This is a genomic window from Enterobacter sp. BNK-18 (assembly GCF_047456135.1).
In the GTDB taxonomy this organism is placed as follows: domain Bacteria; phylum Pseudomonadota; class Gammaproteobacteria; order Enterobacterales; family Enterobacteriaceae; genus Enterobacter; species Enterobacter ludwigii.
On sequence record NZ_CP179899.1, the window covers coordinates 787,835 to 804,052 of the forward strand.

11 protein-coding genes and 2 tRNA genes are annotated in these 16,218 nt (G+C 51.0%); 12 read left to right on the top strand and 1 reads right to left on the bottom strand.

The features are described 5' to 3' along the window. The first annotated feature begins 11 nt into the window (after window positions 1-11). A tRNA-Ser gene (locus ACMGG3_RS03725) sits at window positions 12-99 on the top strand. A 133-nt stretch (window positions 100-232) separates the two neighbouring features. Continuing rightward, window positions 233-320: transfer RNA gene (locus tag ACMGG3_RS03730), tRNA-Ser, on the top strand. Between the two features lie 109 nt (window positions 321-429). Here ACMGG3_RS03730 and ACMGG3_RS03735 read toward each other — a convergent pair. Continuing rightward, on the bottom strand, window positions 430-681 hold the full coding sequence (locus ACMGG3_RS03735; RefSeq protein WP_305963117.1) for a DUF4942 domain-containing protein: 252 nt from the start codon (window positions 679-681) through the stop codon (window positions 430-432). 728 nt (window positions 682-1,409) lie between these two features. Here ACMGG3_RS03735 and tssB point away from each other — a divergent pair. The 10 genes from tssB to ACMGG3_RS03785 all read left to right on the top strand — a co-directional run bounded on the left by tssB (window position 1,410) and on the right by ACMGG3_RS03785 (window position 16,126). After that, window positions 1,410-1,910 (top strand): type VI secretion system contractile sheath small subunit, encoded by a 501-nt coding sequence (gene tssB, locus ACMGG3_RS03740; protein ID WP_025204527.1) that lies wholly within the window; start codon window positions 1,410-1,412, stop codon window positions 1,908-1,910. Window positions 1,911-1,943: 33 nt separating this feature from the next. After that, window positions 1,944-3,491 carry a type VI secretion system contractile sheath large subunit gene (gene tssC / locus ACMGG3_RS03745; protein ID WP_025204526.1) on the top strand — a complete coding sequence of 516 codons (1,548 nt, stop codon included), beginning with the start codon at window positions 1,944-1,946 and terminating at the stop codon, window positions 3,489-3,491. 13 nt (window positions 3,492-3,504) lie between these two features. Continuing rightward, a complete protein-coding gene (gene tssK / locus ACMGG3_RS03750) occupies window positions 3,505-4,854 on the top strand; it encodes a type VI secretion system baseplate subunit TssK (RefSeq protein ID WP_025204525.1) in 1,350 nt (449 codons plus the stop codon). Then, window positions 4,851-5,540 (top strand): type VI secretion system protein TssL, short form, encoded by a 690-nt coding sequence (gene tssL, locus ACMGG3_RS03755; RefSeq protein ID WP_279259105.1) that lies wholly within the window; start codon window positions 4,851-4,853, stop codon window positions 5,538-5,540. Before tssK ends, tssL begins: the two co-directional genes overlap by 4 nt. Further along, entirely contained in the window at window positions 5,540-7,219 is a 1,680-nt protein-coding gene (locus ACMGG3_RS03760; protein WP_032681315.1) for an OmpA family protein, read from the top strand. The genes tssL and ACMGG3_RS03760 overlap by 1 nt, the downstream gene beginning before the upstream one ends. 2 nt (window positions 7,220-7,221) lie before the next feature. Beyond that, window positions 7,222-7,713, top strand: coding sequence for an Hcp family type VI secretion system effector (locus ACMGG3_RS03765; RefSeq protein ID WP_001007312.1), 492 nt, complete (start codon window positions 7,222-7,224; stop codon window positions 7,711-7,713). A gap of 162 nt (window positions 7,714-7,875) precedes the next feature. Continuing rightward, window positions 7,876-10,545 (top strand): type VI secretion system ATPase TssH, encoded by a 2,670-nt coding sequence (gene tssH, locus ACMGG3_RS03770; RefSeq protein ID WP_414149588.1) that lies wholly within the window; start codon window positions 7,876-7,878, stop codon window positions 10,543-10,545. Continuing rightward, on the top strand, window positions 10,542-12,899 hold the full coding sequence (locus ACMGG3_RS03775) for a type VI secretion system Vgr family protein (protein ID WP_414149589.1): 2,358 nt from the start codon (window positions 10,542-10,544) through the stop codon (window positions 12,897-12,899). Before tssH ends, ACMGG3_RS03775 begins: the two co-directional genes overlap by 4 nt. Before the next feature lie 15 nt (window positions 12,900-12,914). Further along, on the top strand, window positions 12,915-15,344 hold the full coding sequence (locus tag ACMGG3_RS03780; RefSeq protein WP_414149590.1) for a glucosaminidase domain-containing protein: 2,430 nt from the start codon (window positions 12,915-12,917) through the stop codon (window positions 15,342-15,344). After that, window positions 15,341-16,126 (top strand): hypothetical protein, encoded by a 786-nt coding sequence (locus tag ACMGG3_RS03785; RefSeq protein WP_414149591.1) that lies wholly within the window; start codon window positions 15,341-15,343, stop codon window positions 16,124-16,126. Before ACMGG3_RS03780 ends, ACMGG3_RS03785 begins: the two co-directional genes overlap by 4 nt. The last annotated feature ends 92 nt before the right edge of the window (window positions 16,127-16,218 follow it).

Sequence of the window (16,218 nt, forward strand, 5' to 3'; positions counted from 1 at the left end):
CGCCTCACTTAGGAAGTGTGGCCGAGCGGTTGAAGGCACCGGTCTTGAAAACCGGCGACCCGAAAGGGTTCCAGAGTTCGAATCTCTGCGCTTCCGCCAGACATAAAAGCCCTGCGATAGTCATATCGCGGGGCTTTTTGCTTTTAAGGGGCATGGATAGCACCCGCAGAAAAAAATAGAAAAATTCCTGCTTTACAAGGCGCTAATAGATGTTTATAGTGCGCCTCACTTTGGAAGCGTGGCCGAGCGGTTGAAGGCACCGGTCTTGAAAACCGGCGACCCGAAAGGGTTCTAGAGTTCGAATCTCTACGCTTCCGCCAAATTTGAAACCCAGGTCGTTATGCGACCTGGGTTTTTTGTTTTTGTCGGTTTTCAGTATGCCATTGTCGTCTGGCTTGTATCGGTGGGGCTAAGAATTCATCGGACGGATTAGTAACCGGCATCTGTTACATCTTGCTCCTGGTGTTCCAGGATAATGCCAGCGATGATGTCATTGGGGTTATCCACCCGTTCTGGTCGTTTAATGACGTGAGTCGTTCCCTTCTCAAAATAGTTAATAGCAAACATCTCATCTTCATCACGATTGCAGTGCCTGTTTTCATCAATGAGAGCATTCAGTCGTCTGGTTACATTTTCATGGTTATCGGATGTAGCCACACGATCTAAGGGAATCAGCTTCACAGGTACGCCCTTATGCATATAACTTACGGAATGATGGACACCCTTCCGAATTTTTTCAAACTACACAGAACAGGTTGTTGTTCAAGGTCGTACCCAGACCTCGAACGATACCTGAGATGTACATATCACGAGTACTGGGGCGAGGCATGCAAAAATCCCCTGTGATATTTGTTTTTCTGATGAAAATAATAAGACCCATTTAAATAAATAATAAAAATGGTGAAGGCCAGTAAATGTCGCCAATTTTTCATACAGGCAGGCACGTTCTGCCTTTCATTTTTTGATAAAAGTACAAAATCAGATATTTCATGTTATTGATGAGATTTTATACAAAGTTGTCCCTAAATTAAATTGATCACTTACTGTACACCCTTATTTCATAAGGGTTAAAGGGGTATGCAAGAAAATTCTTATAAATCAGAAAGATGATCTTTGGCTGTCAGGATTTCTATTGGAAGCATTTTGTTACATTTTTTGGTTTCCGATCGGATGGGGAACGTTCCTACACTCCGGCCATTGGGTCTTATCCGAAATTTTTTCATTTCAGACAAATACTCAAAAACACAATGTCGATATGCTGGTGAATGGAATGTGCCCGCTTTTAATTCCGGGGTTTTGATTTTCGTCCGATGACGTGAACCTGGAAGTTGTTCTGGCTGGGTTTGCCTTTCTTATTAATTTCTCACTGGCATTGACCGTTTTTATAACTCCATAAAACAGGGATAGCCATGTCTAACTCTTCTTTTCAGTCCGAAATACCCAAGGCACGTATTAATTTAAAGCTTGATTTGCATACGGGCGGAGCGAGCAAGAAAACTGAGCTCCCCCTGAAATTACTGGTGGCGGGAGACTTCAGTAATGGTCAGGAGACTGCACCACTATCGGAGCGCAAAAAAGTTAATCTGAATAAAAACAACTTTGACTCTGTACTTTCCGAATATTCCCCAATCGTAAATATTACCGTTAAAAACACGCTTGCTGGTGATGGCAGTGAAGACAACATCAATCTGACATTCCAGAGTATTAATGATTTCTCTCCGGAGCAGGTTTCGCGGCAAATACCTCAGCTGAAGGCCATGCTCTCCATGCGCAATTTGCTTCGCGATTTAAAAGCAAACCTGCTTGATAACCAGGCTTTCCGAAAAGAGCTGGAAAAAATTCTTCTCGACCCTGCATTAAGTGCAGAACTCAGAGCCGAACTCTCAGCCCTGGCTCCGAAACAGCCATAACGGCCATATGCTTTTAACGGATTAATAAGGAATATGTTGATGTCTGTAAAAAATGAGAATGCCGCGGGTAACGAGAGTGTAGTGCTTGAACGTCCTGCAGCAGGCGGGGTATATGCGTCCCTGTTTGAAAAAATCAATCTTAACCCTGTCTCTGAGCTAAGTGCGCTTGATATCTGGCAGGATGCACAGGCGATGTCGGATGCAACAGCAGACGAACGTTTAACTGCCGGCATGAAGGTGTTCCTGGAATGTCTGACAAAAGCGGGCTCAAAAGTTGAGAAACTCGACAAAAACCTGATTGACCACCATATCGCGGAACTGGATTACCAGATCAGCCGTCAGCTTGATGCTGTTATGCATCATGAAGACTTTCAGGCGGTAGAAAGTCTGTGGCGCGGTGTGAAATCTCTTGTCGACAAAACCGATTTTCGCCAGAACGTGAAAGTTGAACTCCTGGATATGTCTAAAGAAGACCTGCGTCAGGACTTTGAAGACTGCCCGGAAATCGTCCAAAGTGGGCTGTATAAACATACATATATTGATGAGTATGATACCCCGGGTGGCGAGCCGATTGCTGCGCTGATTTCTGCTTACGAATTTGATGCGTCTGCGCAGGATGTAGCCCTGCTGCGCAACATCTCTAAAGTGTCTGCTGCTGCACATATGCCGTTTATCGGTTCTGCCGGCCCGAAATTCTTCCTGAAAGACAATATGGAGGACGTGGCGGCCATTAAAGATATCGGTAATTACTTTGACCGCGCTGAGTACATCAAGTGGAAATCCTTCCGCGAGACGGATGATTCCCGCTATATCGGTCTGGTTATGCCGCGTGTACTGGGGCGCCTGCCTTATGGTCCGGATACCGTACCTGTGCGTAGCTTCAACTACGTCGAAGAAGTGAAAGGTCCGGATCATGACAAATACCTGTGGACCAACGCCTCGTTTGCCTTTGCATCCAACATGGTACGCAGCTTCATTAACAACGGCTGGTGTGTACAAATTCGTGGCCCGCAGGCCGGTGGCGCCGTTCAGGACCTGCCTATTCATCTGTACGACCTCGGTACCGGCAATCAGGTAAAAATCCCGTCTGAAGTGATGATCCCGGAAACCCGCGAATTTGAGTTCGCGAATCTGGGCTTCATTCCACTTTCCTACTACAAGAATCGCGATTACAGCTGTTTCTTCTCGGCGAACTCCACGCAGAAGCCGGCCACGTATGACACCGCTGATGCTACTGCCAACAGCCGCATCAACGCCCGTCTGCCTTACATCTTCCTGCTGTCGCGTATCGCGCACTACCTGAAGCTCATTCAGCGCGAAAACATCGGCACCACTAAGGATCGTCGTCTTCTGGAGCTGGAGCTGAACACTTGGGTTCGCAGTCTGGTGACGGAAATGACCGATCCGGGTGATGAATTACAGGCGTCTCACCCGCTGCGTGATGCGAAAGTGGTGGTAGAAGATATTGAGGACAACCCGGGTTTCTTCCGCGTGAAGCTGTACGCCGTACCGCACTTCCAGGTGGAAGGGATGGACGTCAATCTGTCACTGGTATCCCAGATGCCGAAAGCTAAAGCATAGGGCAGGAGCAGGGATGAAAATATATCGTCCACTGTGGAACGAGGGGGCTTTACTGTCCCCTCAACAGTTCCAGCAGCAGGCTGAATGGGAGTCTTTTCGCGGTGCCGGTGCATCTGCGCTAGCATCCCCATTCCCCTGGGGGGTAGAAAAGATTGAGTTTAATGACAGCCTTCTTCCGTCTGGTCTGATCCAGATTACGCAGCTACGCCTCTGGCTGGACGATGGATCGCTGATTGATGCTCAAAGGAGCGATCTGCCTCCACGTCCACGGGAGTTAGATGCCAGCCAGCTGGCAGGTCTCGATTCCGTAACCGTTGTCATCGCACTGCCTCACATGCAGCCGGGTATTGCCAACGTAGAACAGGAAGGTGTTACCGCAGACCGCCCGCTCCGCTATCGCGAGGAATGGGTGACGTTGCAGGATGCCTTCGGGTCCGAAGAAGAATCCATAGCCGTTGCCCGGTATAATTTCACCATCCGGTTTGCCCATGAAAGCAATGATTCCTGGAAAGTGTGCCCGGTGGCCAGACTGATCCGTGATGGACAAAATGCATGGCGACTGGATCCGTCCTTTATTCCGCCCGTTGCGTCTTTTGCCGCAAGCCCTGTCCTTCGCGAACGTCTGGTGCTACTCAATCGTCAGTTACGCTCCCGGCGCCAGCGTCTGATGACGATGCGTCGTGAAAGCAACGAAAGGCTCGCCGATTTTGCCGTCGCCGATGTTTCCCTTTTCTGGTTGCTGAATGCACTGAATTCTCACGCCAGAGTGCTGACAGAATACGAACGTTTTCCTTCCCGGCCACCTGAACAGGTGTGGGCGGAGCTTGCACGTCTGGCAGGCAGTATGCTGACCTTTTCCCTGAATCATGATCTTGACGCCATTCCGGGTTATGACCACGAGGAACCGGCCAATGCGTTTCCTCCGCTGTTTGACCTGATCACGGGTTTGCTGGAGGCCAGTCTGCCATCCCGGGTCATTGCCCTGGAAATGTCCCGCCCGGACGGACAGACATGGAAAGCCAACCTCCACGATATCCGCCTGCGTGAAGAGGCCGACCTCTGGCTCTCTGTGCGCTCCGATATCCCGGCCTGGCAGGTCGCCGAGAAATTCCCTGCACTCTGTCAGGCAGGTTCACCTGATGATGTTAGCGAGATCTATGGTGCGGCACTTAAGGGTATCCCGTTGATCCCGGTGAGCAGGGTCCCGGCAGCGTTGCCTGTACGCATGGAAAACCAGTACTTCGCACTCGATATGGAAAGCCCCGCTGCGCATGAAATGCAGGAGCAGGGCGTATGCATGTTCTATGTGCCTGAGTTGCTTGGTGCTCTTGAACTTGAACTGTTCGCGGTATTGCGCTCATGAGACAGGATATCGACATCGACCAACTGATGGCGGAGACCTGGCTTACCGTCACTATGCTTAAAAAAGGTGCCGTTACGCTTAATGGCACTGCGCTTTACAACAAATGCGTTAAACAGGTTCAAAGTGTGCGGGAAGCGCTGGAGCGTGCCGGCTATGACGAAGCCAGTGTGGAGCATATTTCCTACGCACAATGTGCCTTGCTGGACGAAACGGTGATGAGCCGTAAGTCTGAAAAAGGCGAGGAAGGAGAGGAGCCGAAAGTTGATGAAGGCCAGGTGGCCTGGCGTAAAGCGCCGCTTCAGGCCCGTTTTTTTGGCTCATTCCGGGCAGGCGAAGCGTTGTGGGATCGGATTGCAGAGGTTCTGCGTCAGCCCTCACCTAACCCGGCCGTTTTAACCTGCTATCACCGGGTGATAGCGCTGGGTTTTCAGGGGTTATACAGCCTGAAAACGGTCAGCCAGTCGGAGCGTGATGAGGTAGTGAAAGCCCTTTCTGAACGGGTTTCTCCGCCTGATGCAGACCTGTCTCTGATTGTTAACCGGATGGGGAAACATCGTTGGAGTCTGATGCGCTCAGTCTGGTTCTGGATAGCGCTCGCCGTCATTCTTACCGGCGTTATCTGGTGGGGTGGTCACCTCTGGCTCCAGTCACTGTTGTCGGCACAAATACCGGAGCTGCATGGCTAATGCGTAGAACAGTCATCATTCCGGTCGTCCTCCACGCCCTGGTAGCCGTTGCCACGTTGCTGTGGTTGCTGTGGTATTTCATCCCGACAGGCACCGTTTTTAAAGGCCTGGCCACTCTGCTGATCCTCCTTCTGGCAGGCTGGACTGTTTTTAAAAACTGTCTGAGTGAAGAGCACACATCTGACGTTACCCTCCCGGCTGCTGAACTGCCATTACTCGACACCCAGAGCCCCGTTGTACTGGTGTGTGGTGACATGCTGGAAGCGTTGTTCCAGGGAGGCCCTCTGCGTAAAACAGCCCAGGGATGGTGGCTTCGGGCCGGTGACGTCAGCCGGTTAACTGACGTTGTCCGCAGCATACAGAAACAATTCCCTCGGCAGGTTGGTCAGCTTTCGGTGATGTATCGCTGCCTGCCAGATGAACATCAGGATGAAGCGGTACTGCGCTCCACACTGAAAACGCTCCGCCAGCAGTGTAAACAAATTAAATCCCTGACGGGTTTCACACTGCCGGTGGTGGTGAATGCCGAATTTTCCGGGCCCGAAACGCCGTGGATCATCGTTCGCGGTGACAAGCCGATAGTCTGTCCGGTTAATGATTCGCCTCAGGCGTTTATTGACTGGCAGCAGGCGGAAGACAATATCCTGCTACTGCCAACTGTCAGCCAGGCATTTTCCTTTATCCGTAATACGCTGACTGATGAGCTGGAGAAACCGGACCGGCTAACGCCGCCTGTACGTGTTTTTTCCGTGGCCATGCGCCTCGGCGTGGTCAATCCTGAGGCTCAGTCAGTCTGGTCCACCTGGCTTTGTGCCCGGACCTGCTTGCAGTTTTCCCTCCAGCCCGGTCAGTCAGTTCTGGCAACCCTTTTCCCGGATGCCGTTCTGCCACTTCTGGCACCTTTTGCATCAACCGTTCAGGGGGGGCAGCGTACCCGCCGCCTGGTGCTGCTGATGTGGCTGTGCGCGCTGACCGCATTGGGTATTTCCGCGCTCAATAATCGTGACCTCATCCGTCAGGTGAGTGCCGATTTACAGCGCTGGAACGCGATCCCGATGAATCACTACCGTCCTAAAGCGGACTCGCTGGCTGCTCTGAAACAGGATGCACTCCTGCTTGAACGCTGGCAACGGCAGGGAGAGCCTTTACGTTACAGCCTGGGCTATTACCCGGGACAACGCCTGTGGCTGGCCTTGCAGCAGGCCATAGATACCTGGACACCTCCACCTGCCCCTGAACCAAAACCGGTCCCGAAAATAGTTCGTCTCGATAGCATGTCGCTTTTCGATTCCGGCAAATCAGCGCTCAAAGAGGGGTCAACCAAAATACTCGTCAACGCGCTGGTGGGGATCAAAGCCAAACCGGGCTGGCTGATCGTGGTCAGCGGCCACACAGACAATACCGGTAGCATACAGCTCAATCAGACCTTGTCTTTACAACGCGCTGAAGCCGTCCGTAACTGGATGCGTGATACCGGGGACGTCCCGGAGAGTTGCTTTGCCGTTCAGGGCTACGGCAACAGCCGACCGATTGCTTCAAACGATACGCCTGATGGCCGTGCGCATAACCGGCGTGTCGAGATCAGTCTGGTACCGCAGGCTGACGCCTGTCGTCTGCCAGGCTCAAAACATGCGTCACAGGATGTACGTGACGTTTCAACTCAAGAAATGGAGAAGTAAACATGGCAATCCCAGTTTATCTGTGGCTGAAAGACGATGGCGGCGCTGACATCAAGGGCTCTGTAGATGTGAAAGATCGCGAAGGAAGCATCGAAGTTGTTGCTCAGGAACACACACTGTATATCCCGACTGATAACAACACTGGAAAGCTGACTGGAACCCGCATTCACACGCCGTTCCTGTTTACCAAGGAAATCGACTCTTCCAGCCCGTATCTGTACAAAGCCGTGACCACGGGCCAGACCCTGAAGTCTGCTGAGTTCAAGTGGTACAAGATCAACGATGCCGGTCAGGAAGTTGAGTATTTCAACACCAAACTGGAAAACGTCAAGCTGGTGAAAGTTGCACCAAAAATGCACGACATCAAGGATGCTTCCTTCGAGAAGCATAACCACCTTGAGCAGATCGAGCTGCGCTACGAAAAAATCACCTGGACCTACAAAGACGGCAACATCATTCATTCCGATTCCTGGAACGAACGAACCACCGCGTAAAAACCAGGCGGACAGTTTCCCTCTGTCCGCCTTTTATTTTGTTCCGCACAGCGCCTGCCAGACGGACGCTTTACAGAGCAGTTTCACCATTTATCGGCATGAACCTTATGGGCATCGGTTGACGGCCAGGGGCGGTAGCGTGCCTGAACACGAGGGAACGACATGGAACATCATTCAGCAGTCCTGTTACGACGACTTAACCCTTACTGCGCCAGAGCGCTGGAAGGTGCAGCCTCTTTATGCCAGACCCGTGCGCATGCAGAAATCACACCTGAGCACTGGTTGTTAAAATTACTGGAGCAGGGCGAAGGTGATCTGACCGTTCTCGCCCGCCGTTATGAATGGGATATGGATACCGTCTGGCAGTCACTCCTGAGCTGGCTGGATGCACAGCCACGTTCTGTCCGCACCCGACCGGAGCTCTCAGCGTCTCTCCAGACCCTGCTGAAACAGGCCTGGCTTGCCGCCACGCTTGCCGGAGATGAGCAGATCCGCAGCATTCATTTGCTTACGGCCATGGTTGAAACGTCCGGGCTGATACGCTGTGATGGCCTCTGGCCTTTGATGACGCTGACCACCAGCCAGCTGGAAAGGTTACGTCCCTTGCTGGAAGCCCAGTCGGATGAGCGGCATGACGTTGCGCTCAGTGAGAAGCTTTGCAATGTCAGCATTATTGGGCGGGCCGCACCGTTACAGCATGAAGCACAACACCAGGCTGAAGGAGGAAGTGCGCAGCCTGCCGTTTCACAGGAAGAGTCCGTTCTTAATCGCTTTACGGTCGATGTGACCGCCCGTGCCCGGGAAGGAAAGATTGACCCGGTCTTTGGACGCGATAACGAAATCCGTCAGATGGTGGACATTCTCTCCAGACGCCGTAAGAACAACCCGATCCTGGTCGGTGAACCCGGCGTGGGTAAAACGGCCCTGGTTGAAGGACTGGCGCTGCGTATCGCTGAAGGTAATGTGCCCGAAAGTCTTAAGCCTGTCATCGTCAGGACCCTGGATCTGGGCTTGCTTCAGGCGGGAGCAGGTGTAAAGGGTGAATTTGAGCAGCGACTGAAGAATATCATCGACGCCGTCCAGCACTCCCCGGTGCCGGTGCTGCTCTTTATCGATGAAGCACACACCATCATTGGTGCCGGTAATCAGGCGGGCGGGGCAGATGCAGCCAACCTGCTGAAACCGGCTCTGGCTCGCGGCGAACTGCGAACCATTGCGGCCACCACCTGGAGTGAGTACAAGCAGTATTTCGAACGTGACGCAGCCCTGGAGCGCCGCTTCCAGATGGTCAAGGTTGATGAGCCCGATGATGACACCGCCTGCCTGATGCTGCGTGGCCTGAAATCACGCTATGCCGAACACCACGGTGTACATATTACCGGCGATGCCGTCCGCGCAGCGGTGACGTTGTCCCGTCGTTATCTGACCGGACGCCAGTTGCCAGATAAAGCAGTGGACCTGCTGGATACCGCAGCGGCCCGGGTGCGGATGAGCCTGGACACGCTGCCGGAACAGCTTACCCGGTTGCAGGCTGAACTGACTGCGCTTGGCATGGAGCAGCAGGAGTTACTGGAAGATATTTCGCTGGGTAACAGTGTTGATGCCAGTCGTCTGCCGCAGATTGAACAACGGACCCAGGCGCTCAGTCAGCAAAAAATGGCCCTTCAGTCACAGTATGAGACCGAGAAGCAGCTCACCGACTCGCTGAAAGCCTGCCGTGAAGACATTAGCCGCCAGGAGGAACTCTCCGCCCTTCAGCACGAGCTTTCTCAGATTCAGAATAACAGTCCACTGCTGGGTCTGGATGTTGATGTCCGCACCGTCGCGATCGTGATCGCCGACTGGACAGGGGTTCCTCTCTCGTCGCTGATGAAGGACGAGCAAACCGAATTACTGACGCTTGAAGAACAGCTGGCAACCCGTGTAGTTGGCCAGAGTCCTGCACTGAATGCCATTGCCCAGCGCCTGAGAGCGTCAAAAACCGGACTGACGCCGGAAAACGGTCCGCAGGGTGTGTTTTTACTGGTGGGTCCAAGCGGAGTGGGTAAAACAGAAACCGCACTGGCGCTGGCTGACGTTATGTATGGCGGTGAAAAATCGCTCATTACTATCAACCTGTCGGAATACCAGGAGTCGCACACCGTTTCGCAACTGAAAGGCTCTCCACCGGGGTATGTAGGATACGGCCAGGGCGGCATTCTCACCGAGGCTGTGCGTAAGCGGCCCTACAGCGTGGTGCTGCTGGATGAAGTGGAGAAAGCACACCGGGATGTGATGAACCTGTTCTATCAGGTGTTTGACCGGGGCTTTATGCGCGACGGGGAAGGGCGTGAAATTGATTTCCGCAATACCGTGATCCTGATGACGTCCAACCTGGGCAGTGACCCGCTGATGCAGTTGCTGGAAGAACAACCAGAAGCCACTGAGAGCGATCTGCACGAGTTGTTACGTCCGATCCTGCGCGATCACTTCCAGCCAGCGCTGCTGGCTCGCTTCCAGACGGTGATATACCGCCCGCTGGCAACGGATGCCATGCGTACCATCGTCGGTATGAAGCTGGCACAGGTGAGCACACGCCTGCAACGCCACTACGGTATTTCCACTCACATTGATGAAAGCCTCATCGACACGCTGACGACAGCGTGTCTGCTGCCGGACACCGGAGCCCGCAACGTGGACAGCCTGCTTAATCAGCAGATCCTGCCGGTTCTGAGCCAGCAGTTATTAAGCCATATGGCGGCAAAACAAAAACCGTCCTCGCTACAGCTGACCTGGGATGATGAAGGGATTGTGCTGGCCTTCGATGAAAATACAGAAGTGGTGGCGTCATGACTGATTCTTTAATAAGCAAGGCAAACAGCCAGATACAACAACTGCTGGGCCAGTCACGCTATCGCGTAGACGTGCATGGCTGCACTGAGTTTCTGGATGTGCTGTGCTTCAGTGCGGTGGAGTCACTCAGCCAGCCCTGGCGGTATGACGTGGCGGTGACCTGCACCTCTGCGGATATCGCCTGCGACACGTTACTGCTGAAACCGGCGTCATTTACTTTCCAGACACCCGTGTTTGACGGGACACCAGCGCTGCCGGTCCGGACGATATTCGGCGTGGTTAAGTCATTTCGGCGCGTGTCCACCTCGAATGATGAGACCCGTTACGCTCTGACGATCGTTCCACGTATCGCCCTTCTGGACTATACGAAAGGGAGCGAAATCTACCTCAATCAGTCAGTTACAGAAGTGGTTGAACGGGTATTGCGTAAGCACGGACTTGAAGGTCCTGATTTTGAGTTCCATCTGTCTCGTGACTATCCGGCCCGCGAACTCATTACCCAGTGGCGGGAAACCGATCTGGCATTTATCCAGCGCCTGCTGGCGGAGGTGGGCATTTACTGGCGCTATGAAATGGACAGCCGTCTTGAGCAGGACGTGGTGATTTTTCAGGACAGCCAGCAGCAATATGAATTTGGTGTCACGCTGCCATTACGCAACCAGGCCGGGATGAGTGACAGCGGGCAGGAGAGCATTTGGGATATTCAGACTGCATATAACGTGGTAAGCGGAAGTGTGGCCACCCGTGACTACAACTACCGTGATGCACTGACGCCTCAGGACAGCACCGAAAGTATTTTCAGCAAAGAGGGGATCACCACCGGGGAAACGTACCATTATGCGGAGCCTTTCCTGACAGCAGGTGACGCTGAAAGTACAGAGACCGGGGCATACTTCGCCCGTCTGCGTCACGAACGCATTCTGAACGCGCAGTATCACGTCAAAGGTCATTCCTCCAGCCCTCATCTGGCACCGGGTCAGGTACTGGAAACGGACGGCTCATTACCCGATGCCGTAAAAGGCGGTATCGTCATCACCACGGTACGCACCAGCGGTTCACGCAAAAGTAGCTTTACGCTGACGTTTGAGGGCATCCCCTATAGCGAAACCGTCTGCTGGCGTCCGGCATTACTTAATCGCCCGGTCATATCCGGCTCGCTTCCGGCCCGGGTGGAAAGCACTCAGAAAGGCGATACCTACTCCTGGCTCGACCCGGAAGGGCGCTACCGGGTGAAACTGGACTTCGACCGCAACAGTCCGGAACAGGGCTATGCCTATTTGTGGCTTCGGCTGGCAAAACCCTATGCCGGTGATACCTACGGATTCCACTCCCCGCTTATCGACGGAACGGAAGTGGCCATCGTATTTGACGGCGGAGACCCGGATCGTCCCTACATCGCTTATGCCCTGCATGATTCAGAACATCCGGACCATGTCACCAGTGACAATCATACGCGGAACGTCTGGCGCACTCCGGCGAACAATAAGTTGCGGATGGAGGATAAGCGCCAGGAAGAGCATATCAAGCTCGCAACGGAATATGGCAAAACGCAGCTGAACATGGGATACCTGGTCAACAGCCAGCGTGAAAAGCGCGGGGCCGGTTTTGAACTGCGAACGGATGAACATGGCGCTGTACGTGCGGCAAAAGGGCTGTTCCTGACGGCGGATGCCCAGGCCAAAGCCCAGGGACCGGTACTGGAAATGGCGCCTGCGATTAACCAGATTAACCAGGCCAACAGCCAGATGCAGGCGCTGAACAGCGCTGCTGAAGCCGCCGGAGCACTGGTCTGCGACATCAATACCCAGATTAGTCTCGTGACCGACAAAATCAAAGACCTTCAGTCTGCGGTCCTGCTGGGGAGTGCTCCACAGGGCGTGGCATTTACCTCAGGTGAACACCTTCAGCTCAGCAGTACCCGCAATACCATGATCAATGCAGGGCAGCATCTTGATGTCGGTGCGATGAAAAATTTGTCCGTGAGCGTTGAAAAAGCGCTTGGTCTGTTTGTGCATAAAAACGGGGCGAAGTTGGTTGCCAACCAGGGTGACATCGAGATTCAGGCTCAGCACAACACGATGGCCCTGTTTTCTGAAAAGCAGCTGACGGTGACCAGTAGTGAAGACGAAATTATTATCAGCACGCCTGAAACACTGACGCTTAACGGTGGTGGGTCTTACCTGAGGCTGAGTAAGAACGGCATTGAACACGGCTCCTCTGGTGAGTTCATTATGAAAACGTCTAACTATCTGGTGCCAGGTGCAGGCGCAAATCTTCCCAACGAAACACCCAATTTCAGCCTGACGGATATCACTCAGGAAAGCAAAATCAGCAGCAAGTCATTTAACGACTGACAGGGAGTGTGAATCGTGTCTGTTTTACCCAAAATTGTCTGGCCGATCCCCTCCAATAACCGGGGAAGTGAGTTCAAAAATCAGGAAGAGATCCTCTCTCATTTGGGCGGAGAATCTACCGGTCTGTACATGATAGGCCGCAGCGGCATGTGGCATGGTGGGATCCATATCACCGAAGCCACAACGCCATGGTGTGCGCATAGTGGTAAGTCCCCACTTGAAGCGATAGATTTCCCGGTCCCCTTTAAAGGTGAGCAGGCTGTGCGATGCATGGCTGACGGGGAAGTGGTTGCTTACCGTGTCTGCAAGGATTATCTGACGATTGCATGGGAATCAGGTCCGCTTAGCTTTTCCGGTTCGTTTGTTCTGGTTAGACACTTTATTCAACCGGGAGAGAAGGAATCCAGCGGGCTGCATTTCTACACCCTGTATATGCACCTTGCGCCTTACTCAGCTTATGAGGCCAACGCAGAAAATCAGTGGGTCACTCAGGATACACTAAGAGCATATTCTGAAATGGACTGGCTGACGGCAAAACTGACTTCAGATAAAACTTCTCCACAAATTGCAGGGCACATGCCTAAAGGGGCTAGAGTGGAGTGGGGCCCAGTAGACAGCAATCTTAACGCCACAGGAAATAACAAGCGACAATATGGCCTTGTAACACTGAAAGGATTACCAGAAGAAACCAGCAGTACCCTCACACCTGGTCAGCGCTATTGGGTTGTTGTGGATAACAACAATATTAAGCCAGCGCCGGGGGCCGGTCCAGGCTGGTGGCGGCATTTGCTTCCTCCCGCAAAGGAAGTCATGGTATTCGATAAGACAGTAAGCCTCAGTTCTCCATTTGCTATTAAGGCCGGTGACCCGATTGGCCACATGGGCTACTATCAGGCACCAAAAGACGGTGGTTATGAGGCACGATACCAGGTACATATCGAATGCACGAGCATGGATGATAATCTGGAGAAGTTCCTGACCAACCCGGAAAAAGTGGGGGAGAAAAACCCGCTCTGGTTGAAGTATTCTCCTGGCCTTGCTCTTTTCACAAAAGATGTTGCGAAGGGCACCTTCGCAAAGGGCTCGGCGTCGACAACTCGGACAGGCATTCTACCGTTGAGTAAGGTCACAACTGAAACTGATAACTCAACAAAGCAAGAATACTGGCAGCTACGGCTGGAAAATGCCTATGTGCCCAAAGGCCAGGCGGAGCCTCAACTTCTGTCACAGTATGATCTGGCGAAACTAGACTTCAGAACTGAAACCTCAGAGCCTACCAGTTTTGATTACCTGGATGGGAAAAACCAGCCTACTGGATTCTTCCGTAACCTCATCGATTCGCTCTACCAGGCCGCGATAGATGATACGCGAACCAGTCATGCTCTCGTGAAGCATAATTATCAGCGTCTGCTGGATAAAATTGACAGCGGAAGTGGCCGATATTCGCCAATGGAGTACTGGAGAGCACTTCACAATCCCGACTATCGTGACGTTATTCAGAAAACAATCGTAAAACATCCAAGCGACTGGTACTTCAAAAAAGGTGATGCTATCTGGCAACCTTTCCTCAATGCGCTGAAAAAAGAAGCCCCAGAATGGAAGAAATATAGCGAAGATTTTCTTGATAAAATGGCCTGGATGCAGGATGTGACCACTGAGAAAATGGGACCTTCGTTGTGGCATATGCATCCATTACAATTTTTAGGGTGTTTGAAACAAATTAGCCGCTTTACTTATATTTATACCAATTATGATTGTACATTGGATGAAGCTCTAAGTAAGCAAATGGCGTTGACTGGAGGCAATCGTCCGGTTTACGGTAACACGGGGGCTGTTACCAGAGCTCAGGTTCGTAATTACATGAACCCTGAGCAACATATAAATGGCGCTGATATTTATCAATTCGTTGACCTTTCAGCACCTTCTGGCTTGACTGAAAATGACCTTGCGAAAATTTTAGACGGTAAAGGAGTTCTCTCCGGAAAAGCATCCATATATTTGGAAGCAGCTGCAAAATATCACGTTAGTGAAGTGTATCTTGTATCCCATTCTTTACTTGAAACCAATAATGGTAGAGCCCCATTTGCGAATGGCAGCAAGGAATACAATGGACGAACTGTATACAACATGTATGGGATTGGTGTTTTCAATAGCAACCCTCAGAATGGCGTAAAATTAGCCTACAATAAGGGTTGGTTTTCTGTTGATGAAGCCATTGATGGCGGAGCAAGATGGATATCCGAAAATTTCATCAACAAAAAAGGAATCTCAAAAAATACTTTATATAAGATGAGGTGGAACCCCGCAGCACCTGCAACAGGACAGTATGCTACGGATATTAACTGGGCACTAGCCCAAAAAAATGACATGAAAAAAATGTTTGATTTATTCCCTGATGCGAATATTACCTTTGACATACCAGTTTACAAGGACTCTTCATTGTGAAAATCAATTCTTTAATGCTTCTTTTTTTATTGTCAGGTTCTGCACTTGCAAATTGCGACGAACATTGGGAAACATTTTCTCAGACACAGTTCATAAATAAAAACATCGTTCAATATAAATCTTTCTATTATTCTGCGCCATCCGAAAAACATAAGTTACCAGATCTCTTTTTGATTAAAGGGGATGATTTTAACTCTTATTTAAAAAGTAATGGTTACACATTTGGAACGTACACTAGGAAAAATGGGACTGTTGTAAGTGGCTGGCTAAAATCTGAAACATTAGATGTTGTCCCATCTAAATCGTCGAATTCCCCACCGGAAGTGTCAAGGTCCGACTTTGTCATTATTTCGCCATATAAAAATATCGAGCTAGGTAGTTCATACGAGCAATTCTATAAAATATGGGGAGACTGCGAAGTAAATAAACAACCTGACATTGGAATTTCAGGTAATTTTATTACTGCGGGGAATGAAACGTATAAATATTTTGATAACTTCTGGAGTGGATTTTCAATTCGCTCATCAAACATCAACTTCCAGCAGACAGGAACTGATTACGACGCTTATAGAATAACGACAATCACCGTCAACAACAAAAAATACATGACCAGAAGAGGCATTACCATAGGGGATACAACTCAAAATATAATTTCTGCCTATGGAAATCCTTTGAAATTAGACAAAAATAAAGTGACATATAAATTTAAAAATAACGAACTGTCATTTGCTCTTAAAAATGATGAAATCAAAAGCATAGTTATGGATGAAAAAGTAGAGTAACAGTCCAGAATCAGGACTTGATTTTCTTCTATCTAACTTAACTGAATATTATGAGGTTAATTTATGCTTCAAATTACTTGAGGATTCTAAAA